Origin of the sequence: Natronorubrum marinum, assembly GCF_052040125.1 — an archaeon.
Classification (GTDB): domain Archaea; phylum Halobacteriota; class Halobacteria; order Halobacteriales; family Natrialbaceae; genus Natronorubrum.
On record NZ_JBPPFV010000001.1, the window covers coordinates 845,824 to 871,391 of the forward strand.

At 62.0% G+C, this 25,568-nt stretch carries 22 protein-coding genes; 14 read left to right on the top strand and 8 right to left on the bottom strand.

The genetic code is table 11. The features are described 5' to 3' along the window. The first annotated feature begins 80 nt into the window (after positions 1–80). The 8 genes from aglG (ACSFC5_RS04325) (at position 81) to ACSFC5_RS04360 (ending at position 10,087) form a co-directional block, all read left to right on the top strand. Positions 81–1,001 carry a glucosyl-dolichyl phosphate glucuronosyltransferase gene (aglG, locus tag ACSFC5_RS04325; protein ID WP_440764019.1) on the top strand — a complete coding sequence of 307 codons (921 nt, stop codon included), beginning with the start codon at positions 81–83 and terminating at the stop codon, positions 999–1,001. Continuing rightward, complete coding sequence (locus tag ACSFC5_RS04330; protein ID WP_440764020.1) at positions 998–1,996, top strand: glycosyltransferase; 999 nt, start codon at positions 998–1,000, stop codon at positions 1,994–1,996. The genes aglG (ACSFC5_RS04325) and ACSFC5_RS04330 overlap by 4 nt, the downstream gene beginning before the upstream one ends. Before the next feature lie 21 nt (positions 1,997–2,017). Then, positions 2,018–3,376, top strand: a complete 1,359-nt coding sequence (locus ACSFC5_RS04335) for a sulfatase family protein (protein WP_440764021.1) — start codon at positions 2,018–2,020, stop codon at positions 3,374–3,376. A 1-nt stretch (position 3,377) separates the two neighbouring features. Beyond that, complete coding sequence (locus ACSFC5_RS04340; protein ID WP_440764022.1) at positions 3,378–4,334, top strand: glycosyltransferase family 2 protein; 957 nt, start codon at positions 3,378–3,380, stop codon at positions 4,332–4,334. Between the two features lie 289 nt (positions 4,335–4,623). Next, complete coding sequence (locus tag ACSFC5_RS04345; RefSeq protein ID WP_440764023.1) at positions 4,624–5,685, top strand: PLP-dependent cysteine synthase family protein; 1,062 nt, start codon at positions 4,624–4,626, stop codon at positions 5,683–5,685. 72 nt (positions 5,686–5,757) lie between these two features. Continuing rightward, the gene (locus ACSFC5_RS04350) at positions 5,758–7,641 is read left to right on the top strand and encodes an asparagine synthase-related protein (protein ID WP_440764024.1); all 1,884 of its coding nucleotides are present in this window, start codon (positions 5,758–5,760) and stop codon (positions 7,639–7,641) included. Between the two features lie 124 nt (positions 7,642–7,765). Continuing rightward, positions 7,766–8,605: an FkbM family methyltransferase gene (locus ACSFC5_RS04355; protein WP_440764025.1), complete on the top strand. Its 840-nt coding sequence runs from the start codon at positions 7,766–7,768 to the stop codon at positions 8,603–8,605. Between the two features lie 63 nt (positions 8,606–8,668). Next, positions 8,669–10,087: an oligosaccharide flippase family protein gene (locus ACSFC5_RS04360; protein ID WP_440764026.1), complete on the top strand. Its 1,419-nt coding sequence runs from the start codon at positions 8,669–8,671 to the stop codon at positions 10,085–10,087. Between the two features lie 33 nt (positions 10,088–10,120). Here ACSFC5_RS04360 and ACSFC5_RS04365 read toward each other — a convergent pair whose 3' ends face one another. The 4 genes from ACSFC5_RS04365 to ACSFC5_RS04380 form a co-directional block, all read right to left on the bottom strand. Continuing rightward, positions 10,121–10,978, bottom strand: coding sequence for a TrmB family transcriptional regulator (locus tag ACSFC5_RS04365; protein ID WP_440764027.1), 858 nt, complete (start codon positions 10,976–10,978; stop codon positions 10,121–10,123). An 80-nt stretch (positions 10,979–11,058) separates the two neighbouring features. After that, positions 11,059–12,108, bottom strand: a complete 1,050-nt coding sequence (locus tag ACSFC5_RS04370) for an NAD-dependent epimerase/dehydratase family protein (RefSeq protein ID WP_440764028.1) — start codon at positions 12,106–12,108, stop codon at positions 11,059–11,061. Continuing rightward, a complete protein-coding gene (locus tag ACSFC5_RS04375; protein WP_440764029.1) occupies positions 12,105–13,064 on the bottom strand; it encodes an NAD-dependent epimerase/dehydratase family protein in 960 nt (319 codons plus the stop codon). The genes ACSFC5_RS04370 and ACSFC5_RS04375 overlap by 4 nt, the downstream gene beginning before the upstream one ends. Position 13,065: 1 nt before the next feature. After that, positions 13,066–14,304: an NAD-dependent epimerase/dehydratase family protein gene (locus ACSFC5_RS04380; RefSeq protein ID WP_440764030.1), complete on the bottom strand. Its 1,239-nt coding sequence runs from the start codon at positions 14,302–14,304 to the stop codon at positions 13,066–13,068. 332 nt (positions 14,305–14,636) lie between these two features. Here ACSFC5_RS04380 and ACSFC5_RS23325 point away from each other — a divergent pair, with 332 nt between their 5' ends. Both ACSFC5_RS23325 and aglG (ACSFC5_RS04385) read left to right on the top strand, forming a co-directional pair. Further along, positions 14,637–14,765: a DUF8595 family protein gene (locus ACSFC5_RS23325; protein ID WP_502261956.1), complete on the top strand. Its 129-nt coding sequence runs from the start codon at positions 14,637–14,639 to the stop codon at positions 14,763–14,765. A gap of 463 nt (positions 14,766–15,228) precedes the next feature. Beyond that, complete coding sequence (gene aglG, locus ACSFC5_RS04385) at positions 15,229–16,188, top strand: glucosyl-dolichyl phosphate glucuronosyltransferase (protein WP_440764031.1); 960 nt, start codon at positions 15,229–15,231, stop codon at positions 16,186–16,188. A gap of 25 nt (positions 16,189–16,213) precedes the next feature. Here the strand turns inward: aglG (ACSFC5_RS04385) and ACSFC5_RS04390 are convergent, their stop codons facing one another. Both ACSFC5_RS04390 and ACSFC5_RS04395 read right to left on the bottom strand, forming a co-directional pair. Further along, complete coding sequence (locus ACSFC5_RS04390; protein WP_440764032.1) at positions 16,214–17,128, bottom strand: glycosyltransferase family 2 protein; 915 nt, start codon at positions 17,126–17,128, stop codon at positions 16,214–16,216. A gap of 58 nt (positions 17,129–17,186) precedes the next feature. Next, on the bottom strand, positions 17,187–17,798 hold the full coding sequence (locus tag ACSFC5_RS04395; RefSeq protein WP_440764033.1) for an FkbM family methyltransferase: 612 nt from the start codon (positions 17,796–17,798) through the stop codon (positions 17,187–17,189). 297 nt (positions 17,799–18,095) lie between these two features. Here ACSFC5_RS04395 and ACSFC5_RS04400 point away from each other — a divergent pair, with 297 nt between their 5' ends. After that, positions 18,096–19,199 carry a glycosyltransferase gene (locus tag ACSFC5_RS04400; protein ID WP_440764034.1) on the top strand — a complete coding sequence of 368 codons (1,104 nt, stop codon included), beginning with the start codon at positions 18,096–18,098 and terminating at the stop codon, positions 19,197–19,199. Positions 19,200–19,825: 626 nt separating this feature from the next. On the opposite strand, the gene ACSFC5_RS04405 is transcribed toward ACSFC5_RS04400, so the two are convergent. Then, positions 19,826–21,097: a sulfatase gene (locus ACSFC5_RS04405; RefSeq protein ID WP_440764035.1), complete on the bottom strand. Its 1,272-nt coding sequence runs from the start codon at positions 21,095–21,097 to the stop codon at positions 19,826–19,828. A gap of 169 nt (positions 21,098–21,266) precedes the next feature. Here ACSFC5_RS04405 and ACSFC5_RS04410 point away from each other — a divergent pair, with 169 nt between their 5' ends. After that, complete coding sequence (locus ACSFC5_RS04410; protein WP_440764036.1) at positions 21,267–22,709, top strand: oligosaccharide flippase family protein; 1,443 nt, start codon at positions 21,267–21,269, stop codon at positions 22,707–22,709. Positions 22,710–22,756: 47 nt separating this feature from the next. Beyond that, positions 22,757–23,491, top strand: a complete 735-nt coding sequence (gene aglF / locus ACSFC5_RS04415; RefSeq protein WP_440764037.1) for a UTP--glucose-1-phosphate uridylyltransferase AglF — start codon at positions 22,757–22,759, stop codon at positions 23,489–23,491. 106 nt (positions 23,492–23,597) lie between these two features. On the opposite strand, the gene ACSFC5_RS04420 is transcribed toward aglF, so the two are convergent. Further along, the gene (locus ACSFC5_RS04420; RefSeq protein ID WP_440764038.1) at positions 23,598–24,143 is read right to left on the bottom strand and encodes a CDP-2,3-bis-(O-geranylgeranyl)-sn-glycerol synthase; all 546 of its coding nucleotides are present in this window, start codon (positions 24,141–24,143) and stop codon (positions 23,598–23,600) included. Between the two features lie 239 nt (positions 24,144–24,382). Here ACSFC5_RS04420 and ACSFC5_RS04425 point away from each other — a divergent pair, with 239 nt between their 5' ends. Further along, positions 24,383–25,561, top strand: coding sequence for a M24 family metallopeptidase (locus ACSFC5_RS04425; protein ID WP_440764039.1), 1,179 nt, complete (start codon positions 24,383–24,385; stop codon positions 25,559–25,561). The last annotated feature ends 7 nt before the right edge of the window (positions 25,562–25,568 follow it).

A 25,568-nucleotide genomic window follows, 5' to 3' on the forward strand; every position in this document is an offset into this window, starting at 1 on the left:
TGTACCGATCGACGACAGTCACCGAGCGATAGTCGTTTTATCCACAACACTGACGGCGGAAGCGATGGTATGTTCGGTCGATGGACGTCTCGGTCGTACTCTGCACGTACTCCCTCGATTCGTACGACGATTTCCGCGAAGCCGCGACGAGTGTCCTCGAGCAGACGTACGACGAGGTCGAACTCGTCGTCGTCGTCGACGGCGTCGAGGCCGTCTACGAGCGCGTGCTCGAGGACTTCGGCGGGCGCGACGACGTCGTCGTCCACTGTAACGACGAGAACCGGGGGCTGCTGGCGAGTCGCAACCGCGGCGTCGAACTCGCAAGCGGCGACGTGGTGGCGTTTCTCGACGACGACGCCGTCGCCGACGAGGCGTGGCTCGAGTCGCTCGTCGAGGCGTACGACGAGGAGAACGCGATCGCGGCGGGCGGAAAGATGACGCCGCGATGGATCGCCGGAGAGCCCGAATTCCTTCCCGAAGAGTTCTACTGGCTCGTCGGGGTGACCCACCGCGGCTTCGCCGACGGGGAAGGAGAGGTGCGGAACACGTTCGGCTCAAACATCTCCTTCCGTCGCGATGTGTTCCGAAACCTCGACGGTTTCGATACGGCCATCGGCGGTCGGAAAGGCGACAAAAACTTGCAGGGGGGAGAGACCGAACTGTGTGCGCGGATGCAACGCGAGTACGGTCGCGGCGTCTGGTACGTCCCCGACGCCGCGGTCGAGCACAAGGTCTTCGAGTACCGAACGGACCCGACGTGGCTGCTCGAGCGCGCGTTCTGGCAGGGCTACTCGAAGCGGGCGATGGAGACGCTCGTGCCGAACTCGAGCGACGAGGAGAGTGAGTTTCTCGGGAAACTCCTCTTCGAGTCGGTTCCCCACCGAACCCGCGGCCTCGTGACCGCCCCGCACGCGGGACGGGCGACGCAGTTGCTCGCACTGTTCGTCTTCACCGCCGTCGTCGGATTCGGTTACCTGTACGGACTCGCCCGGTACCGATGAGCGGCGCGAACGTCCCGCCGTCGGTGCTCTGGCTTACCCCCGACAAACCGGCTGACATCAGCGTCGGCCGCCAGCGGATCGCCGATCACCTCTCGAGCGAGGGCGTCGACGTCACCGTCCGCGGAACGACGCCGAAGACGGTGTTGCGATCGCTACGGGAGCGCGAGCGGTACGACGTCGTCGTCGGGACGACGCGCGCGGGCGCCATCGCCGGCGCGTTCCTGAAACTCGCGACCGGAACGCCGCTGGTCGTCGACCACGTCGATCCGATCAGGCAGTTCGAGGAGACCAATCCGCGCTGGCTCGCCGAAATCGTCCGCCGCCTCGAGAACGCGGCGTTCCGCGTCGCGGACCACGTCCTGTACGTCTACGCCGAGGAACGAGCGCGCGTCGATCGCCTCGCGTCCGCGACGAAGACGGATCTCGGCGTCGAGTTCGATCGGTTCGCGACTCCCTCGCCGGAGGCGCTCTCGAGGGCCGAGTCGTCGCTCGACGCGGACGGCGCGGAGCGCGTCGCGATCTACGTGGGCGGACTCGAGCCGATCTACCGCATCCGGGAACTGCTCGCCGCAGCGACGGCACTCGAGGACGACGGGTGGACGCTCGTCGTCCTCGGCGCGGGGTCGCTCTCGGACCTCGTCGAGCGAACGGCGGCGTCCCGCGGGAACGTGATCTTTCCCGGGACGGTCCCGCACGAGGACGTGCCGGGGTATCTCCGCGCCGCCGACGTCGGCGTCTGTCTGGTCGACGATCCGCACACGCTGAAGGTCCTCGAGTACGGGGCGGCGGGACTGCCGACCGTGCAGGTTCGCGGCCGCGCCGAGGACCGGTTCGACGGACTCGTCGAGTTCTGCGAGCCGACGCCGGAGGGTATCGCTCGCGCCGTCGAGCGCGCGGCGGGGACGGACCCGGACCCGCTCCGGTCGTTCGCTCGGGGCTTCGACTGGGCGGAGATCGCCGAAACGTATAAGAAAACCATCACAATCGTGAAATGATGCGACATTGCAGTTGTCCCCATGGACGATATCCTGTTCGTGACCGTCGACTCCCTCCGCGCGGATCACGTCGGCTGGCACGACTACGCTCGGGACACGACGCCGAATCTGGACGACCTCGCAGATCGCGGACATACCTGTACTAACGCGTTCGCCCACGCCTGCAGCACTCGTCCCTCGTTCCCGTCGATCCTCACGTCGTCGTACGCGCTCATGTACGGCGGCTACGAGCGGATCTCCGAGGACCGAACGCTGCTATCGGAAGCGTTCGACGACGCCGGCTACCGGACGGCCGGGTTTCACTCGAACCTGTACCTGAGCGCCGATTTCGGGTACGACCGCGGGTTCGACGAGTTCTACGACTCGAAGACGGACCCGTCGGCGACCGCGCGGCTTCGACAGTTCGTCAAGGACCAACTGGACTCGGAGGGCCTGCTCTATCAGACGCTCGCGCAGGCGTTCGAGACCGCCGAGCAAACCGCCGGCGTGAACGTCGGCTCGGCGTACGTCAGCGCCGACGAGATTACGGACCGCGCGCTGGAGTGGGTCGAGTCGGTCGAAAACGACGGTCCGCGATTCTTGTGGGTCCACTACATGGACGTCCACCACCCCTACGTCCCCCCCGAGCGCCATCAGCGCGCCTTTCGAGACGAACCGATCGGCGACCGGCGGGCGATCAAACTGCGCCGGAAGATGATCGAGTCGCCCGACGAGGTCACCCGGGACGAACTCGAGGACATCGTCGACCTCTACGACGCGGAGATCCGGTTCACCGACGAGCAGATCGGTCGCCTGGTCGAGACCGTCCGGGACTCGTGGGATGGCGCCACGGTGACGGTCACGGCCGACCACGGCGAGGAGTTCCTCGACCACGGCCAGTTCAGCCACTACGCGACGTTTTACGACGAGGTGCTCCACGTCCCGCTGCTGTACGACGACGGCTCCGGCGACGGCGGGGAGCACGACGACCTCGTCGGCCTCCTCGACGTCGCGCCGACGCTCGTCGACGGCGCGGGGCTCGAGCAGCCGTCGACCTTCCGCGGGGAGAGTCTGCACGCGCTGTTCGACGGCGACGGGTGGTCCCGTGAGCACGTCGTCGGCGACTGGGAGAACACGAATTCGGGAGAGCGACGCTTCTCCTACCGCGACCGCGAGTGGAAGTACATCCGCACCGGTGGCGGTGAGGAACTGTACGACCTGACGGCCGATCCCGACGAACGGGAAACCCTCGTCGACGCCGAACCCGAGGCCCTCGAGCACGCGCGGGCCGTGATCGACGAGCACGAACGGGCGGTCGAGGAGACCGCGACGGACCTCGGCGAGGTCGAGATGCAAGCGGAGGTCAAAGAACGACTGCGCGACCTCGGCTATCAGGAGTGAGATGACCGACCGAACGCCGCTCGTGAGCGTCGTCGTTCCGACGTACGACCGGCCCGAGCGGCTGGTCCGGTCCCTCGAGAGCGTGGCCGAACAGACCTACGAGGCCCTCGAGATCGTCGTCGTCGACGACGGATCGGAGATCCCAGCGGAAGCGGCCGTCGAGCCGCTGCGCGAGGAGTTCCCGTACGAGATAGTCGTTATCAGACACGACGAAAACCGCGGGGCGAACGCGGCGAGAAATACGGGCATCCGCGAAGCGTCGGGCGACTTCCTCGCGTTTCTCGACGACGACGACGAGTGGGCGCCGTCGAAGGTGTCCCGGCAGGTGGGGGCGTTTCGGCGATCGCCCGCCGACGTCGGACTGGTCTACACCGCGCTCCGACTCGTCGACGACGACGGAGCGGTGGTTCGGACGACCGACGCGTCCGCCGCCGGGGACGTGACGCGAACGCTCCTCCGCCGGAACGCGATCGGCTCGTTCTCCTGCGTGATGGTCCGGGCCGCGGCGGCCGAAGACGCCGGTCCCCTCGACGAGGCGTTCCCGACCTGGCAGGATCTCGACTGGTACATTCGGATCGCCGAGCGCTGGCGCGTTCGGCCCATTTCCGAACCGCTCGTTACGAACCACGCGGGGGGTCACGACCGGATCACCGACGACCTCGAGTCGCTGGTCGAGGAGACCTACCCGCGGTTCGTCCGGAAACACCGGCCTCGAGCGGCGGCGTACGGCCGCCTGTTCGAGCGCGAGATGCTCGGCTGGGCCGCGTTCCGGGTCGGCGCGTGGTACGCGCTCCCCGCGGGGGAGTACGAGACGGCGCGTCGGTTTCTCCGACGAGCCGTAGCGCTGTATCCCATGGAGCCGCAGTTCCTCCTTTACGCCGCGATCGCTGCCGGCGGTGCACCGGCGCAATCGGCGTTCGAGCGCGCGAAACGATCGATCCGCCGCGGTCGGTCGTGATCTCGCCTGGGGCCGCCGTTCCCGTCCGTCTCGTCGGTCGTTTCGGATGCGGCCGTAACCCGATAGGGGCACGATACCGGATTAGGAATAATAACTTGACAATGCATCGGGGTCGGTTAAGCCGCGCGGAGTCGTAGATCGATGGTATGCGACAGGTAGGCGCAGTTCTCTCCGTATCGTTGTCCGCGCTCGAGCAGGTGTCGTCGTTCGGTCGCATCGCGTTCGTACCCGCACTCACGGCGGTTTCGACGCGCACTGACCAGTACAGCGGCGCTGAAATGCGGCAACGATGACCGACGAGCCCGGCGGTCCTCCGAACGGCGTGGCCAGCGACGGTGGACGGGTCGAAAGCGAAGTGGCGACGGTCGAGACGAACGATTCCCCGTACCCGACGGACGATCCGATACTGGCCCGCATCGGCGGAACCCCGCTCATCGAGTATCCCGAACCGACGGACGGCGGGGGCATCTCGCTCAAACTCGAGTCCGACAACCCCACCGGGTCGATGAAAGACCGCCTCGCGCTCGGGATCGTTCGCGAACTGGAAGCCGACGGCCGATTGACGGACGGCGACGTCGTAGTCGAGGCGTCGTCGGGCAATACCGCCGGCGCGATCTCGCTGGTGACGAATCGACTCGGCTACGACGGCGTGTTGACCGTCCCGGCCGGAACGAGTTCGCAGAAGATCGGCTACGTTCGATCGTTCGGAAGCGAAATCGTCGAGTGCCCGAACGTCGACGCGGACGACGAGCGGCACTATCGGAAGACGGCGGAGCGGATCGCTGCGGAGCGGGACGGGATCTGGATCGACCAGTATTCGAACCAGTTGAACCCGACCGTTCACTACGAGTGGACCGGCCCCGAACTGTGGGACCAGGCGCCGAATGGACTGACCCACGTCGTCTGTCCGATGGGGACCGGCGGGACGGCCTCCGGCATCGCCAAGTTCGTGAAAGAGCGGAAGCCGGACGTGCGCGTCGTCGGCGTCGACGCGGAGAATTCGAACATCTCAACCGCATTTTACGGAACCGATTCCGAGGCGTACGACACCGAGGTCGAGGGACTCGGGAAGGATCACGAACTCCCGACGATGTGGTTCGAGTACGTCGACGAGGTGCGAAGCGTCGGCGACGAACGGGCGTTCGTTCAGGCTCGGCGCGCCGCCGCCGAGTGCGGGGTCCTCGTCGGCGGTTCGTCCGGTGCCGCCATCGCCGTCGCACGAGACGTCGCGAGCGAGCGGCCGGACGCGAACGTCGTCGCGATCGGCTGTGACAGCGGCGATCAGTACTTCGACACCCTCTTCGACGATTCGTGGATGCGAGAGCGCGGCTATCGAACGGACTACCGCTGATCGATTCGGGCGATTCTCTCAGAGTCGAACGCTCCAGTACGCTTTTCTCGCTCTCCGGACAACGACGAACCCATGGTCGGCATCTGCGGGGTTCTGGGCGATCCACAGCACGATATCGACGCGATCGCATCCACTATCGAATGGGGTGTCGACGAGGAAGCAGCGGATTACCGGAACGACGATGCTCGAGTACATCTCTCGGTCCACCGGGAAACCGACGCACAGCAGCCCGCGACGGCTCGAGGAACGGGGGGATCGGAGCAGTTGCTCTGGATCTGGGGCGACGTCATCGGATTCGAGGACTCGACGGGGTACGCGCCGAGAGGAGACCGCGAGAGGGCCGACGCGACCTACTGTGCGGAGTTGTTGGCCGAACACGGACCGTCGTTCGTCGACGGCTTGAACAGCGAGTTCGCCGGCCTGATACTCGACCGCGACCGATCGGAGGCGACGCTGTTCACGGACCGACTCAGCGCTCGCCCGATCTACTTCACGGAGTCACTCGACGGCCGCGTCCTGTTTTCGACGAACCTGAACACCGTTCTGGCGCATCCTGATTTTCGCACCGCCGTCGACGACGAACTCATGTCGGAGTACCTCAAACTCGAGCGCGCGTTCGGCGTTTGTACGCCGTTCGAGGGCGTGTCGCAGCTCCATCCCGGATCGAAACTCACCGTCGACCTCGAGAGCGGCGAAACCTCCCTCGAAACATACTGGGTCCCCAGATACCGACCGGCGGACAAGTCGTACGACGCGTTCGTCGAGGAGTTCGAGTCGATCATCCGGAACAGCGTCGACGAGCGCCGGGAGCCGTCGGCCGAGGAGGGACTGTTCATCAGCGGCGGGAGCGACTCGAGGCTCCTCCTATCGCTGTTCGAGGACCGCGACGTGACGGGGTACCACCTGAACGACTCGATGAACAGGGAGGCGGAGATCGCGCGGAAGGTGTGTGAAACCGTCGGCGTCGAGTTCAGATTTCTCCGGCGCGAACCGGACTATCTGACGGATGTCCTGGAGCGCGTGGCGGACTCCCACGTGTTCTCGTCGTTCTTCGATCAGGCTCACTTCGCGGGGTTCGAAGACGAACTCACGGCCGACGTCGACGCCGTGTTCGCCGGCCACACGGCCGACACCGTACTCGAGGGGTTTTACATGCCGACGCTGGAGGTTCCCGTCCCCCGCCTCGGGTGGACGATCCCGCTGCCGATCCTCGATCCGGTCGAGGACGTCGACTCCTACGCCGAGCACATCGTCCGCAACTACCAGTACCACCGCGGGCCGTCGACGAACCAGCAACCGGCGTACGTGACGCTCGAAAAGAGCCCGATCGAGGTGTTGCGCGACCGCATGACGGAATCGGACGGAACCATCGTTCACCACGGCGTGACGTATCCGTCCCTCGAGGCGCTCACGCACGCCGGCGGCTTCTACCCGGTGACGAACAACAAGGCGTATCTCATGTACTACGTCACGAACCAGATGCTGCCGACGCACTATCCGTTTCTGGACAATCGCGTGATCGAGTTCTCGCTGTCCGTTCCCCACCGCCATCACGTCCGCCGGAGCGTCGTCAACCGCGCACTCACGGCTCGAAACCGGAAGCTGGCGGAGATTCCGAAATCGAGCGTCGGCCTCCCGTTGACCTATCCGAGGACGGTGTACAGCGCCGCGCGGCTGTGGCGGAGTTTCAGCGGCAAGTTCGGATCCGACTCCGATTCCGGGAGCGGAAGCCGTTCGTGGAGCGACGGCGATCGCGTGCTACGAGAGACCGACATCGCCGAAACGCACCTGCTGACGCCGGAGAACCCCGACCGCTGTCCGGCGATCGTCGACTGGGAGACGGTCGAAGACCTGCACCGGCGCCACCTCGCGGGCGAGAACAACTACTTCGACCTGTACGGCGTCCTCTCGCTCTGTAACTCGTATCCGGCTCGGAACGGGCTGTTTTCGCCCTGAAAGCCGTCGGCGTCGGTCCGCGCGACGGCGCGCCGTGCGATCGACCCGACGAACCGCTCGACTCTCGCTGTGTGCGAGAGCAGTGACCAGTATAATGTGTCTCTCCGTCGTACCGGAGGAAAAGATGTGCGCCATGCACGAACGAGCGGAAACGCTGCTGTCCTCGCTCTACGCGGGACCGGTTCGGCGCCTCTCCGAACGGGCCGGTCTCCACCCGTTCGTCTTCGGGATCCACCGTCGAATCCAGACGGGCACGAAGATGATCGATCATCGTCGCACTCCGAACCCGTACCCCGTCGACGTCGCCGGCCGAACGGTTCGATTCGACGTGTCGACCCTCGCGGAGTACAACCGCGTCTCGAGTTTCCTCGAGGAGGAGGCGCTCATCGACGAGATCGTCGCGGAAGTGCGAGCCGACGACGTCTACTGGGACGTCGGTGCGAATATCGGGACGCACGCGTTGCTGCCGGCGGCGGCGAACCCGGAGGCCAGCGTCGTCGCCGTCGAACCCCACCACCGGAATATCGCGAAACTCATCCGGAACAAGACCCTGAACGACCTCGAGAACGTCACGATCCTCCCGGTCGCGTTGAGCGACCGGAACGGGACGGCCGCGCTGCACGGCGAGGAGGACCGGCCCGGATACGGGTCGTTCTCGCTGGTGGACACGTCGGCGGAGACGGTCGCAGACGTGCCCGTCCGGCCGGGAGACGACGTGATCGAAGACGGCGTCCCGACGCCGTCGGTCGTGAAGATCGACGTCGAGGGCGGCGAGCTCGCGGTTCTCGACGGCCTGGAGGGAACGTTGTCCTCGAGCGCGGTACGGACCGTGTTCTGCGAGGTCCATCAACAGGAAGGCGTCAGCGAGGATGCCGTCGAACGCCGATTTCGGGAGTTCGGATACGACGTAAGTCGCATCGCGGAGCGCGGACCGATGGTGTTTCTGCGAGCGGACCGTGACTAGGATTCGACGGCGGTTTTTCGCGAGTCCCCGTCTGACGATAGCCGTTCGCGCCGGGACCAGCATATGAAGTTAGGCCAGATTTCGTTCATCAACTTCGCGTCCCAGATCGCGTCGTCGATATTCGGCTTTCTCGCGACGATCTACCTCGCACGGACGCTCGGCGCGGGCGTGTTGGGCACGTACTTCCTCGTCGTGGCGATCGTGATCTGGCTGAAAGTGATCCTGTTCGGCGGCGTCCAGTCGGCGCTGACGAAACGTCTGAGCGAAGGCGGGGAGAGCGGGGCGTACGTCACCGCCGGAATCGGGCTGTTCCTCGGGGTTTATGCGGTGTTGCTCGTCGGGCTGTACCTCGCGCGGGACCTCGTCACCGCCTACATCGGCCAGCCCGTGGCGCTCCCGATCGCCGTCGTCCTCCTCGGATCGCTGTTGCTCATGTTCGTCTCGGGCGCGCTCCAGGGACAGCACCGCGTCCACATCTCCGGCGCGCTCACCCCGGTGGACACGTTCTCGCGGAGCGCACTCCAGATCGGCGTCGTCGTCCTCGGCTTCGGGCTGTACGGGCTCCTCGCCGGCTACGCGCTCGCGGCCGCCATCGCGGGGGTCGTGGGGGCGTTCTTCGTCACCTGGACGGTAGACCTCCCCAGTCGCCGCCACCTGTCGAGTCTGTTCGACTACGCCCGGTACTCGTGGCTCGGGCGGCTGAGTTCGCGCACGTTCTCGTCGATGGACACGCTCGTCCTCGGCGTGTTCGTCGCGCCCGAACTCATCGGCGTCTACGAGATCTCCTGGAACCTCGCGTCGCTGCTCGCGGTCTTCAGCCTCGCGATACAGCAGACGCTGTTTCCCGAGATCAGTAGCGTCGCCGAGGACGACGAACACGACCGGATCGCGAGCCTGCTGGACGACGCGTTCGCGTACGCCGGCCTGTTTCTCATCCCCGGACTGGTCGGCAGCGCGCTCATCGGGGATTTCGTCCTCCGGATCTACGGTCCCGAGTTCGGCGTCGGCCACGCCGTGCTCGTGATACTCGTCGGCTCGCGGCTCGCCTACGCGTACGGCGAGCAGTTCCTCAATGCCCTCAACGGACTCGACAGACCCGATCTCTCGTTCCGAATCAACGCGATCTTTTTCGTCACGAACATCACCCTCAACGTCGCGCTCGTCTCCGTCTACGGCTGGATGGGCGCCGCCGTCGCGACCGCGGTCTCCGCGCTGGTAACGCTGGTGATCGGCTATCGCGTTCTCGATCGGTTCATTGCGGTCTCGTTCCCGTACCGGGAGGTCGGGACGCAGGTGCTCGCCGCGGTACCGATGGCCGCCGTCGTCGGCGCCGGACGCCTCTTTCTCGAGCCGAGCGAGCTGGCGGCCGTCGCGCTGGTCGCCGTCGGCGCGGCGACGTACTTCGCGGCGCTGTTCCTCCTGTCGGGTCGCTTCCGGACGACGGTGGTGCGCAACCTGCCGACGGGGTACGGCGGCTCGTAGCGCTCGGAGATCGACCGGCGCCACCGCGATCGGTCATCTCGAGGGACGCGTCTCGAGGCTCTCGTACTCCCAGATCAGATCGAAGTATCGCTTCATTCCCGCGACGAACGAGCCGTTCTGCGTGATCGCGGCCTGGCGGCGGTGGTCGGGAACGTCGGTCTCCTCGACGAGGAAGATGGCCTTCCCGGAGTCGTACTCCATGCTCGGATCGACGAACGTCCCGCGCCACGGGAGGAGTTCCTCGCTGAATCGGTACTCGATCTCGGGGAAGTCGACCGCGAGACGGTCGACGACGTCCGCCTGCACGGCGGCTTTCTCCCGCGGAAGCTTACGCGGTTCGAGAAAGAGCACTGAAACGGAGACGTCGTCCTCGAGCGCGCCGGTCACGGCCGGTTCGACGTCGTCGAAGTACGCGAAGCTGTTCGTGATGACGAAGATCTCCTCCGACGCGTTCCGGTAGAGCTGCCGGGTTTCCGTCTCGCTCGGAGTTCCCACGTCGACCACGTGAAACAGGTCGGCCGTCGGCGTCACGTCCTCGTCCGCCCGCTCGTACAGCGGGCCGAACTCCGCTATGAACTCCTCGCGAAGATCCTCGATCTCGGTACAGTAATCCTCGTATCGCTGTCGTCGGTTCTCTTTCGCTCGCTCGAGAATCTCCTCGGGCGATTTCGGCTGGTACTGCTTCGGTCGACCGGGGATCACCTCGATGAAGCCGTAATCGGCTATCGAGTCGAGGACGCCGTACACCCGCGCCTGCGGGATGTCCGTCGCCTCGGCGATATCCGGTGCCGTCGTCCGACCGGCGCTCAGTAAGTGGGCGAGCGCCGTAGCCTCGTACTCCTTCAGGTTCAGTCGCTGGAGCAGTTCCGTCGAACCGGTTCGCGGACCCATTGTCGTTCGATTGGCTGCGGACGACCGTAAATCCGAGTGGTCGCACGGCTCGAGTCGTTCCGAAACGGTCCGCTGCTCGACTACGCGCGCCGGCGCAGTAGCTCCCGTACCGACTCCTCGACCGTGTGACGCGCCTCCCACTCGAGTTCGTCGTTCGCCCTCGAGGTGTCGACCGAGAACTCCTCGACCAGCGTCTCGGCGCTCCGGGGGTTCTCGACGAGTTCGACGTCGACCGTCTCGCCGAGTTCCTCGCGCGCGAGCCCCCGGACCGTTTCCGCGACCGACAGCACTGACGGATCCTCGTCGCCGGCGATCTCGTAGGTCTCGGTGCCCGTCTCGCCGGCCGCAAGCTGCTCGAGCAGTCGCTCCGCGCTCCGGACGTAGGCGCGGGCGACGTCCTTGACGTGGACGAAGTTGCGCGATTGCGTTCCCGGTTCGTACACCGTCAGCGTCTCGCCCGCCGTCGCTCGATCGACGAAGAAGTTGATCACGGTGGGCTTCGAGACGACGGTCCCGTCGACGACGTGATCGCCGTAAAGGTTCGACTTCAGGAACGCGTGGGCGGGGAACGAGCCGTCGGCGAACGTCTCGACGGCCCGCTCGCCGAGGAGCTTCGTCCGCCCGTACCAGTTGAACGGCTCGCGCGGCAGGTTCGCGGTGATCGGGAACGTCTCGGGATCGCCGAGAACGGCCATACTGAACGGGAACACGAGCCCCGCCCCGGTCTTCCGGCAGAACCAGGCGACGTTGTTCGTCCCCGTGACGTTGACCTCGTAGGCCAGGTCCGGGTTCTCGTCGCAGTCGTCGACCCCGCTGACCGCCGCGAGGTGGAGGACGACGTCCGCACCCTCGAACCGTTCCTCGAGTCGCCCTCTGTTTCGGACGTCGATGCGGTCGATCGCCACCTCGCCGACGGACTCGAGCTGTCCGCGGTACTGGTTGTCGAGCGTGAGCAGGTTCCAGTCGGGGTGCGCCGACCGAAGCTGGTCCACGACGCGACTGCCGATGAACCCGGCCGCCCCGGTGATCGCGACCGTCGGCTCGTCCCGATCGTACGTCGACGGCTCGTCTCGAGCGGTCGTCGATTCCGTCTCTGCCGTCGTCTCCGTCGCGTTCGTCGACCCCGTCATGCTTCGATCGTCACCGGTCGAGTCTGCCGTCCCCGTAGGCGATCCGCGAGTTGGCGGACGCCCCGCCGAACCGTCCACTCGGGTTCGAATCCCGTCTCGTTCAGTCGATCGAAGTTGACGTGATACGACGGCCCGGGGTGTTCGTCCTCGAGGTAGGTGATGTCTAGATCGCGGTCGAGTTCGTCGCGGACGGTTTCGGCGATTTCGGCGATTCGATAGTTCTCGTCGTTCGATCCCACGTTGTAGACCAGCTGCGGCCACGACTCGGGCTCGAGGGCGGCGTGTGCGTAGGCCCGCGCGGCGTCTTCGACGTGGATGAACGGCCGCCAGTTGCTCCCGTCGCCGTACACCGTCAGCGGGCGGTCGGTCAGGCCACGGAAGACGAAGTGGTTCACGACCAGGTTGAACCGGACGCCGGGCGACCAGCCGTAGTTCGTGCTCATCCGCAACGCGGTGCCGTCGATGCCGTAGTCGTCGATCGCGTCCGTCAGCAGTCGCTCGGACGCCACTTTCGACTCCGCGTAGGGGTTGAGCGGGTCCTGCTCGGTCGTCTCGTCGATGTTCGTGCTCGCCGCCCGCCCGTAGTTGTTACACGACGACGCGAACACGACCGAGTCGACGCCGAGTTTCCCGGCGGCGGTGAGCACGTTCTCCGTCCCGCCGCGATTGACCGCGAACGTCTCGTCGCGTCGGTCGTGGGTCGAGGCCGCGCCCGTGATGGCCGCCAGGTGGACGACGCTGTCGACGCCGCGCATCGCGCTTTCGACGTCGCCGTACTCGCGAACGTCGCCGCGGCGGAACTCCAGTCCGTCGCCGATACTCCTGCGGAGGTTCGCCGGCGATCCCGATTCGAGCGAGTCGAGGACGACGACCTCGTCGACCCGCTCGTCGTCACACAGCAGCGGGACGAGCGCGCTCCCGATGTAGCCGCACCCGCCCGTGACGAGAACGCGCATCCTACTCGGCCTCTGTGTCGATCGGCTGTGCTTCGTCGGACGAGTCGTCGGTGACCGTCTCGGCCGCCTCGTCGCCGGTCAATACGTCGGGCAAGAACCGGTCTTCGTGGGCTCCGACCGTGTCCCGGTAGTCGACCAACGACTCGAGAACGTCTCTGACGCCCTCCTCGAACGTCGTCGACTGGCCGTCGATCAGGGCGTCGTACCGATCGTTCTCGATCTCCATCTTGTGGGTTTCGTCCTCGTCTCGCGGGTTGTCGAAGTGTTCGACCTCGACGCCGAGATCGAACTCGCCGGCGACGTCGGCGACCGTCTCCGCGATCTCGACGATACTGATCGCTCGAGTCACCTGATTGTAGACGACGTGATCGTCCGGTCGCTCGTCGGGATCGGAGAGCGCCAATCGCGCGAGCCCTTCGACCGCGTCCTCGAGGGCGACGAACGGTTTGCGCTGTTCGCCCTTCCCGTAGACGGTCATCGGGTAGCCGGCGACGGCCTGCGCGCAGAACCGGTGGGCGACGACGCCGAAGTAGTAATCGAAGTCGAACCGGGTGGCCAGCCGCGGATCCGCGGCCGTCTCCTCGGTTTTGGCCCCGTACGTGATCGCCGTCCGGACGTCGGAGATCGGCACGTCGAACTGCGCGTGCGCGAGGCGCATGTTGGCCGCGTCGTGGCTCTTGGTGAGGTGGTACCAGCTGCCGGCCATCGCGGGGAACGGCACCTCGTCTCGCTCGCCGCGGTTCTCCATCGTCGCCCCGCCTTCGGGGATCTCGAACTCGGGCGCACCGTAAACGCCGGTCGTCGTCGTCTCGATGAAGTGCGTGTCGGTCAGGTCGTGTTCCTCGAGCCCCCACAGCAGGTTTCGCGTCGCCTGCATGTTGTTGTGCTGCGTGTAGTTCGCCCGCTCCCCGTTGATCTGGGAGTACGGCGCCGACGGCTGTGCGGCGGTGTGGACGATCGCCGTCGGTTCGTGGATCGTCAACAGCCGGTCGACGGTCTCCTTGTCGGCCAGATCAGCCTCGACGAACGAGAGGTTGCTGAGTCCGTGTACCTCCGCCGCCGCCTCGAGTCGGTCGTCCATCTCGGCTACGGGGACGGCGCTCGTCGACCCGACGGACTCGACCCACTCGCGTCTCGCGAAGTTATCGACGAGTAGGACCCGATCGTCCGTCCGGTTCGCGATCCGCAGCGCCGTCGGCCAGCCGATGTATCCGTCGCCGCCTGTTACGAGTACGGTCATAGTGACTCGAGTTGTGAGTAAGTGGGAAAAGGACCCCGTTCGTTCAGGGAATGTACACCACATTTACTCTCGCTCTCGCGAATTTCCGACGAGTACGATTCGCTTATCTGTTCGTGGAAACAGGCTCGAGAGCGCTGCTACTGGCAACTCGCTATCACGGAGGCCGTAGCGCGCCCCTGAGTATCGGTCGCACCGTCCGAAAGCGGGATTGCGTTACTCGCAACGCCGCTACGACGGCTTACTTCGTTCTGCTCTTCGAAACGGTCGGTGACAATCGAACGTTTCTCCGGGGGGTTAATGGCCTCGTCCGAGTTACTCAAATTTCGAGTACCATGGGCACCGAGAACCAGCCGAGTGAGGACGGAGACCAACGCCAGGCCGATCACTTGTCGAATATCGACGACGGCTGCGGCTGCACCGAGATCTGGGAGCACCTTGGCGAGATTCGGGAGTCGGAGTAGTTCCTCCGTCTTCGGCACCGGAACTGGTCTCGAGCCGTCGACGGTCGTCGGAGAGATCGGTCTCGATCTCTCGCCGTCGAACGCGACTGCGACGCTACGCGCGGTCACTTCGTCAAGACGTCGTGTGCGCTTGCTGTCGGAGCCACCAGTTCGACCCACACCGGCCGCTCTCGACCCACACCAGCCGCTCGTGGCGCGAGTAGCGTTCGATTGGACTTGCGGCACAATCGTGACGACAGAGGCCTGGTCGTGACGATGCGGTCTAGTCGTCACGAGTCTGGCCAGTCACGAACGGCGCGTCACTTTCGAGCGAGTGACAACGGGTCCCAGTCCGCGGATTCGACCAACCCGATAATCAGCGATTATTCGTTACGTCCGGGTTCGACGAACGACGCTCGTGACTACAGGCTGGAACGCATCGGAACAAAAAAGCTTATCGTCCGATCACAGCAATCGAGGCGCGATGAAGGTCTCCGTCGTCGTCTGCACCTACGCAATAGACCGTTACGACGTGTTCTCCGAGTGCGTCGACAGCGTTCTCGCTCAGACGTACGACCCGCTCGAGGTCGTCATCGTGGTCGACGGGAACGACGACGTCTTCGAGCGCGTCCGTACCGATTACGGCGACCGCGACAACGTCAACGTACACTGTAACGACGCGAATCACGGTATCTCCTACAGCCGGACTCGCGGCGCCGAGCTCGCCTCCGGCGAGGTCGTGGCGTTCATCGACGACGACGCGGTCGCCGAGGACGACTGGGTGGCGGAACTGGCTCGAGTTTACGAGGAACGGGACGCGATCGCCGTCGGCGGCCACGTCGCACCGGATTGGGTGACCGAGAAGCCCGACTTCTTCCCGGCGGAGTTCTACTGGCTCGTCGGCTGCGACGAACGCGGGATGGGTGAGCACATGGCGGAGTTGCGGAACACGTACGGCTCGAACATCTCGTTTCGCCGAGACGTGTTTCTGAGCGTCGGCGGCTACGACGAGAACACGGGTCGACACGGCGACCGACACATCCAGGCCCACGAAGCACCGGTCTGCATCCGGATGGCGAACAAGTACGGGAGGGGCGTGGTGTACAATACGGAGGCCGTAGTCCACCACAAACTGTTCGATTACCGCGGCGACTTCCGGTGGCTGGTGTTCCGATCGTTCTGGCAGGGCTACTCGAAACGGATCATGGACCTCTTGTTGCCCGAAGCTTCGGGAGATAAGAACGAATACCTGAAGCAGTTGCTACTCGAGTTCGTTCCCGGGCGGGTTTCGGATCTGGTTCGGAGACCCTCGAGTGCGAAGGCGAAACAGCTCGCGACGATATTCATCTTTACCGCAGCGGTCGGCTTCGGCTACTTGTACGGGTTGGCCGACGTCGATCGGTCGAGGTTAACCGTCGATCAGGAGACCGCTGCAGAAATCTGACGCGTTCCGTTTAGGTCGAGTTCGGTTACTGCTCGAGTTGCGGAATTCCGTCCTCGAGTTCCGGGTCGCGGTCGCCGGTGACGTACTCTCGATAGTAGCCGAGGCCGCGGACGCCGGTGAGAGCCCTCGAAAGCGCGCCGAAGGCGAGACGATCGCCGCGCGGCAGGTCGCGACCGGGTGACTTGACGCCACTGGGGCGGGGTGGGACGCCGGGCGTGCCGTAGCGATCAGGGTGGTAGCGTTGGAGCTGGCAGAGGCCGCGGCCGACGCGGAGATCCTTCTTGACGAGCGCTTCCAGCGAGTTCCGCGTCGGATGGTACATGGTGACGTCCTCGGCGAAGTACATGTCGTAGCCCGCCTCGTGGACCCGGTTCCCGAACTCCTTGTCGCCGCCGGAAATCAGTCGGTGGTCGAAGAGGCCGACGTCCTCGAAGACCTCGCGGCGGACGAAGAGACAGCAAGTCGGAGCGAAGTGCTGGCGTTCGATGTACTGTTCGATAGGGAATCCGGTGTGGTGGTCGTAGCGGGCCGCAAGGGTGGGGTCGTCGGGGAGGGTGAGTTCAACGTTGCAGCCCATGTAGTCGGCTTCTCGTTTTTGGAAGGGTTGGAGGGCGGACTCGAGCCAGTCCTCGGGGACCGTCATGTCGGCGTCGACGAAGGCGAGGATTTCGGTGGAGGTGTTTCGGATACCGGTATTGCGGGCGGCGTAGGAAGACTGGATTTCGGTCTCGTGGGCAATCTCGAGTCGGTCATGGTCGTAGGAGCGGACGACGTCGGGGGTACGGTCGGTGGAGTCGTTGTCGATGACAGTGATTCGGTAGTCGTGAGTGGTCGATTGGGTGAGGAGAGACTCGAGGGTGATTTTGATACCGTCAGGGTCGTTGTAGACAGGGGTGACGATAGAAACGTCCTCGTCAATGCTATTCGACTGGAGACTCACTATGTCGAGGTGAGACCGACCGTACTAAAAAGACAGCGATCACTTCGGTGATTCTCAGCTACTTCGTTGCCTTAATCATCGGGTTGGATGTTCCCTCCCCCCCATACGTTGCCTCAACCGTGAATCCACATTCGGCCAGACTGTCAACTATATCATCGTAACTTCCTCCGAACGTTTCAATAGCGTCTGGATGAATTTCGCAGTAGATAAGGCGACAGTCGTCCGCTGACAGCGTCCGGAGACCGCCCTTGATCACGTTCCACTCGGCACCTTCGACGTCAATCTTCAGAACGTTTGGTTTGGGAAAGTCCCGTTCCAAACACATCTCGTCAAGGGTCTGAACATCAATTTGAATTCCGTCATCGTGCGTTCCGTCCGTTAGTTGATGTTCACCGCGTCCAGCTTCGGATCCATCCTCAGACAGCACGAGTGTATCACTCTCGTCAGACAGTGCGGTCTCCAATATCGTCGCGTCAACCCCGTTTCGATCGATGTTATCGGTTAGTGCCCGAACGTTTTCGGGATGAGGCTCGAACGCGACGACTTTCCCTTCTGTAGTTACTGCGCCCGCCAGACAAGAATAGACACCCACATTTGCTCCGATATCGTAGAAGACATCGTCGGATTGTAACTCCGTACAGAGATCACGAATCATTTCCTCTTCGTTCATCAGCGACCGTACCCGTTGGAATTCGGCAAACGTCTCTGTTGAAAAAACAGTCTCACCATCTGGCATCGAGACAGTAGCGGTCGAGTCAGACAGAATATAATTTACTCGAAGATGAATGGACCGGATCCCAAACTGCCAGTAGATGTATCTGGGAACGGATCGCAATAGAGACACGAGACCTTCTGCTTTCCAGATATCTATCGCCCTATTTAGAACATTCATCACCCGTAGTCGCCTTCGACATCATTTAATACTCTCGAATCGATCTGAAGATTGAAACGGCTCTCCTCGGTATCCATGAACTCTACTGATCCCAAACACTGTGCACTGTTTTTTCCTTCCCTCACTGTAGGCGGAGCGGAGCGAATGATGCTTAACGTCGCTACTGGCCTCTCGGAACGCGGTCATGAGGTCGATCTAGTACTGGTTAAGGCGACTGGAGACTTCATAGAGCAGGTACCCGAATCGGTCAACATCGTTGACCTCTCCGCGAGTCGCGTTCTCACCAGCTTTCCAGGCCTAGTTCGGTACCTTCGGCGTTCCAACCCCGATGTTCTCCTGTCAACGATCACACCCACGAACGTGATCGCGGTCTGGGCCACGTTGGTTCCTGGCATTGACGTCAGACACGTAGTGAGGGTTGCTCGTCCAGAGTCTGAAGCTGCGGTGGTACAAGATAATACGAAAAAAGAGCAGCTGACGGCCGCGCTGGCACGTCGTAGCTATCCGTATGCCGACGAGATTATTGCTATCTCCAAGGGAGTCGCTGCCGACCTTCAGGCAAACACGTCTATCGAACGGATCCACGTCGTCTACAATCCAGTCGTCACGGATCGACTGAAACGCCAAGCGACCGAGCCTGTGGATCATCCCTGGTTTGAAACGGACGTTCCAGTCGTACTCGGTGTAGGTCGCCTTGTAGATCAGAAGGACTTCGCGACTCTCGTTCGAGCGTTCGCACAGCTTCGGGATCACCGCGATGCGAAACTCGTCATCTACGGGGACGGAAAGAAGCGGAGCGAACTCGAGACGCTCGCCGCGGAACTCGGCGTTGAGGAGCACGTTGACCTGCCAGGGTTTACTGACAATCCATACAAATACATGACAAACGCTGACATCTTCGTCAACTCGGCGAAACATGAAGGATTCGGGAACGTAATCATCGAAGCGATGGCTTGTGGAACTCCCGTCGTTGCGACTGACTGTCCTGGGGCGCCCGCAGAACTCCTCGGAAACGGTGAGTTCGGTAATCTGGCTCCGGTTGCCGATTCAAGGGCATTGGTGGAGGAAACCGAGAAGATGCTTGAGAATCCCACTTCATCAGACATCCTTCGGGATCGTGCAGCTGACTTTTCGATTAATACCGCGCTAAAGCGGTACTGTTCCGTTCTCTTTAGCTGACCTGAAATGTGACAGGTTAATGCACGTAGTGTCTCGGCACGAGGTCAGAGAGATCGGGATGAGAAAGATGATCATTGAGCTCTGTAGTTTCGCTAGACGCGAGGGTTACGACTACGTTATTGCCGTAGAAAGCGAGATTGAGGCGCCGCCTAGCGATCCTACAGAGCAATTCAGCACTCAGTCGAGGACGAGCCACTCTGCGAAGCAATCGCAGAGCTCTTTGACGACAACGTAACTGTCGTGACCGGGGATCGGTAACCGTTCGTACTCAAGGAGATAACCTCCCAACTTGACTTTCTCATCGGTTCGCGCTATCATTCTATCGTACACTCATACAAACGTGCTGTACCGACAATGTTATTTGATGGGGTGAAAATACCGGGCACTATTAAAGGAATTCAGTCAATCTGACTCTGTCTTTAATGTTCGAAGTTACACGAACCAAGCATCTATTTCTGGGATTGTTAATAATCATTGCGAATATTATGAACCGCGCGGAAAGTCTGTGCGTAATCGGTTAGAGACACTCCAGAATAGTGTTCTTCCATTTGTTATTGTCTATGATGTCTATGCAAATTTGCCAATGGCTACGATGCCTGGAACTCAGTAGTGACCTAGAAAACTTGTTACTGATACCCAAGATTTTTTAGCATGCGTTGCCTCTCGGCTTCCTCAACACCCTTAACAACACCACTATTAGTTTGAACATTTGGAAATTTAGTCGCTTTCAATTTCTGACGACCCTGCTCAGAAAGCTGATCCATTTCCTTGGTCGTTCCATCTCGTCGTTTGTATGCTACGGCGTCCCCTTCTGTTAGCCGAATCGAGATATTCGACTTCGAAATCACGCGGCGTGGTGTGGTCTCCGTGAGTGGATACGCTCCTTCGGGTATCGATCCGGAGGAACGATCCGTAACCTCGTCAATCGTCGGCAAAACATCGGCGTGCTGGACTAAATGATCGAATTCTTCGCCAGCGTATTCGTTCCCAGGAAACTTGACTAAGAGAGGTGTCCGAATCAGTTCGTCGACTGGATCGATGTCCATTGGGTGGAACATATACCCGTGCTCGCCGAACAGTTCGCCGTGGTCGCCGACGACGATGATGAGTGCGTCGTCGTACAGTTCGCGATCTCGCATCCATTCGAAGAGCCGATCGAGTTCGCGATCCATGTACCGGATGTTCGATTCGTAAAGCGCCTCGAGAAACGCGATATCGTCGTCTGGAAGGGGATCTTTCGAGTGCTCGTACGAATTCAAGTACTCGATTTCCTCGCGGCTTCGGTCGATTTCGGGACCGTCGACGGCCTGATCCGGATGGAACGGCTTGTGTGGATCCATATAGTGGCCCCACACGAATCTGTCGTCTGCCTCGAGTCGTCGCTCGACGAAGTCGGTTACTACGTCAGCCGTCGTTTTTGGGTTCGGAAACGGGTCGACGACCCCGTCCTCTGCTTGTCCAATTCCTTGCAGCTTCCGCAACAGGCGGTACGTTTTGACGACGACCGTCGACTCGCGAAGCGTTTGATATCGTTTCAATCGGTCAATCAGTGACGGTGAATCCGGCGGAGCTAAATCGTGAAAGAGATCGAATCCTCGATGATACCCTCGTTCCTCTGTAAGATGGGCATTATTCGAAAATCCGGCACTCATCTGTTCTGCGAACCGTTCTGCGATCGTCTCTGTCTCAGAGTCTAGCTCCCCGTTACCAGTAACAGGTCTAGCTGTCATGACGGGAGGGAACGCGAGCGGCGTAGCATTGCCGTGGGACAACGCATTCGTGAACTGAGCGAAGTCACGTTCGAACGTCGAGAAAGTCTCGGGAAAACAGGCTGAGGTAAATCGATCGGCCCGTAGTGTATCAATCGTGAGCAATACGACTGATCCAGCTGTGGACATGAAGCAGCATTTCGTGGAGGACTGGAAAAACCTACCGTATCATCTGTGAGCTGGACATCATTACGGCGATAACAGCACGGCTGCAGCAACTATTGAGAGACAAAAACTCACGTGGAAAGACCGACAACTACGTAACCACCGAACATCCTCAAATCGTACGCAAAGACTCATGCGCATTGGACAGACTTCGACCGTCTACTTCGTCTCCAAAGTCATCGGGTCCGCTCTCGGATTCGTCGCGACGATCTATTTCGCTCGACTGCTCGGAGAGGAGGTCCTCGGCTTTTATTCGCTCTCGTTGGCACTCGTTGCGTGGCTTTCGGTTATCGGAAAGGTGGGACTCAGCGGGGCGATCACGAAGCGAGTGAGCGAGGGTGAAGACCAAGAAGCCTACATCACAGCGGGGGCCCTCATGATCGGATCATTATTTGTCGTCATTGCGTCCCTCCTGATCACATTTCAAGAATACGTCAACGAATACGTCGGCGCCCCAGTAGCCGTGTTCATCCTATTGATCGTGTTTGCTGACCTGCTCAGGACGGTTTCGTTCTCGTCGCTTCAGGGATCACACCTCGTCCACGTGTATGGTATCCTCGCCACCGTCAAAATTGGACTACGAAGCCTCGTGCAGATCGCGCTCGTCTTTGTCGGCTGGCGTCTCACCGGAATGTTAGTCGGATATGCCGTCGGGGGAATTGTAATGGGTCTGTTCGGGCTCTGGATTCTCGGTTTCCGTCCCTCGGTACCGAAGCGACGACACTTTTCCACACTATTCGATTTCGCTAAGTTCTCGTGGCTCGGCGGAATGCGCTCGAAGACGTTCGACTCCGTCGACATCATCGTTCTCGGAGTGTTCGTTCAAGCGGGTCTCGTCGGAATCTACTCGGTCGCATGGGCAATCACGAAGTTTCTCGATCTGTTCGGAGATGCAATCAGTACGACCGTCTTTCCGGAGATGAGCGATATCTCGAGTCGAGAGGGTGTAGAAGCGGTTTCCGGACTAATCGAAGAGACAATTATGTACGCGGGACTGTTCTTAATTCCGGGCGTCATCGGTAGCGCAGTCATTTCTGATCGACTGCTTCGAATTTACGGAGAGGGGTTCGCTGCTGGCGCGACGATACTTGTCATACTCCTCTTTGCAATGCTGATTTACGCGTACAACCAGCAGCTATTGAGCACCCTGAATGCGATCAACCGCCCAGACCTGGCGTTTCGGGCGAACGCCGTGTTCATTCTTACTAATCTCGTGTTGAATATTTTCCTTGTCACGTCCGTCGGATGGATTGGTGCGGCAGTCGCGACTGCCCTCTCAGCCGCAATCGGACTGATCGTGTCCTTCCACTACACGCGATCGATCGTTGCATTCTCGATTCCGATAAGGATGATCGGATATCAAGTGACTGCGGCAGGAATCATGGGAGGTGTAGTCTATTTCGGGCGGATTTTCGGTGAAAATCACTGGGTTGCAGCGTACAACGCGGCCTTTGTCGTGCTACTTGTTGCTCTCGGTGCAGGCGTCTACTTCGGGACACTTCTCGCAATCTCGAGCACATTCCGAACAACAGTAACCAACAATCTCCCGTTTGACATCCCCTTCGTCACCAACTGACTACTCGCTCACAAAGTATATGTCGCCCCATAAGAACCATTGCAGACATGCAAGCAGTCGTCTTAGCAGCCGGAAAGGGCACCCGCCTCGAGCCCCTCACCGACGACAAACCCAAGGCGCTCGTCGAGGTCGACGACAAGCCACTGGTCGAGGACGTCTTCGATAACCTCCTCGAGATCGGCGTCACCGAACTGGTCGTCGTCGTGGGCCACATGAAAGAACAGATTATCGAACGCTACGGCGACGAGTACGAGGGCGTCCCGATCACCTACGCCCACCAGCGCGAACAGCTCGGGCTCGCCCACGCGATTCTCCAGGCGGAGCCACACATCGACGACGACTTCGTGCTGATGCTCGGGGACAACGTCTTCCGAGGTAATCTCGGCGACGTGATCAACCGCCAGCAGGAGGACCGAGCGGACGCCGCGTTCCTCGTCGAAGAGGTGCCCTACGAGGAGGCCTCACGCTACGGCGTGCTCGACACGAACGAGTACGGCGAGATCGTCGAGGTCGTCGAGAAGCCCGACGAGCCGCCGTCGAATCTGGTCATGACCGGCTTCTATACCTTCACCCCCGCCATTTTCCACGCCTGTCACCTCGTCCAACCGTCCGACCGCGGCGAGTTCGAACTCCCGGACGCAATCGACCTGCTGATCCAGTCCGGACGGACCATCGACGCGATTCGGATGGACGGCTGGCGGATCGACGTGGGCTACCCAGAGGACAAAGACGAAGCCGAAAAGCGGATACAGGAAACCGAAGCAACCGTCACATCCGAATAGCGTGTTCGTTCTACTTCTCCGTTCTAACAGAGATTTCTCCGCTGGAGTCGAGCGGCTCCAAATGACTCACGAACTCCCAGTATAGCCACCGAAAGCTCGAGCCCCTTCACCAGGGCTCGTTCTTCAGCCCCAGTTTGTAGGCGATCATATTCGTCGTCACGTGCAGGATCGGCGTCAGAATCACGACGACGGCGATGACCTCCCACGTGAACACGTCGAAGAACCACTCGCTCGCCAACAGCGCCGTCAGGGGCAGCGAGACAACGACGAAGTCGAGCTGGTCGAGTCCGGGGAACATCGCGCCGCGCTGGCGACCGGTGCGACGTTTCAGGAACGAGGCGAGGATGTCGCCGAGCATCGCACCGGCCGCGAGACCGAGCGCCGCGAGCGGCGTGAACTCGGGAACCTCGATACCGGTCGCGGAACTCACGTCGCCGGCGAAGAGACTCAGAAAGCCCGCGAGCGCGAGTCCGGCGACGATCCCGGCGGCGGTGCCGCGCCAGGTCTTACCGTCGCCCAGCATACGTTTGTCGCCCCACGTTCGGCCGCCGTCGATTGGCCGGCCGCCGCCGGCCAGCACGGCGGCGTTGTTGGGAACGTATGCGGGTAACATGGCCCAAAACGCGATCACGATCGTCTCGAGTATTGCCATATCCGCGGGAACGAACCCCCGTGTCTTAACCGCCGGTGGTTCGGGACGAGGACCCGGAGCCGACTGATCGGCTCCGAGAATAGCGAAAACAGCACCGAAGCGCCATCGAACGGATTGGACGCGAGGGCTCCACCGTTCGAGGAGCCGACCCGTCCAATCTGTAAACAGTATCTGTATCTACTATACACGAAAAACTTTTAGCACTCCTGATCGATCCTCCTCGTAGAGACCCTGTTATCATGTCACGAGAAGTCTTCGAGGAGGCGGAGTACGAACGCCGGGTCGATCGGGCGAAAGAGCGGTTGCACGAGGCGGACCTCGACGCGATCGTCGTCTCCGATCCGGCCAACATGAACTACCTCACGGGGTACGACGGCTGGTCGTTCTACGTCCACCAGGCCGTCGTGGTTACGGCCGAACGGGACGAACCGGTCTGGGTCGGCCGCGAGATGGACGCGGGCGGCGCGCGCGCAACGACTCACCTCTCCGCGGAGAGCATTCTGTCCTATAGCGACGACCACGTCCACTCGCCGTACGATCTCCATCCGATGGACTACGTCGCGGGCGTTCTCGAAGACCTCGAGGTCGCGGACGGACGCATCGGCCTCGAGATGGACGCCGCCTACTTCACGGCGAAGTCCTACACTCGCCTCCAGCAGAACCTTCCCGACGCCGAGTTCGAGGATGCGACCTTACTGGTCAGCTGGGTTCGTATCAAGAAGTCCGAACAGGAACTCGAGTACATGCGCGAGGCCGCCCGCATCTCGGAGAACGCGATGCAGGCCGGCATCGACGCGATCGGGGAAGGCGTACCGGAGTACGAGGCCGCGGCCGCGATCTACGAGCAACTGATCCGCGGCACCGACGAATACGGCGGCGACTACCCCTCGATCGTCCCGCTGATGCCATCCGGCGACCACACGGACACGCCGCACCTGACCTGGACCGACCGCCCGTTCGAGGACGGCGATCCGGTCATCATCGAACTCTCGGGCTGTCGCCACCGCTATCACTCACCGCTGGCGCGGACGACGTTCGTCGGCGACCCGCCCGACGTACTCGAGGAGACCGCCGATATCGTCGTCGAGGGCATCGAAGCCGCGCTCGACGCCGTCGAACCGGGCGTCACCTGCGAGTCCGTCGAGAAGGCCTGGCGTGACACCATCGCGCAGTACGGCCTCGAGAAGGAGGACCGAATCGGCTACTCGATGGGACTCGGTTACCCGCCGGACTGGGGCGAGCACACCGCGAGCATCCGACCCGGCGACGAGACCGTCCTCGAGGAGAGCATGACGTTCCACATGATCCCCGGCATCTGGACCGAGGCGGTCGGCATGGAGATCAGCGAGACGTTCCGCGTCACGAGCAGCGGCGCGGAGACGCTGGCCGACTTCCCCCGGAAGCTGTTTACGGCGTAACCCACGA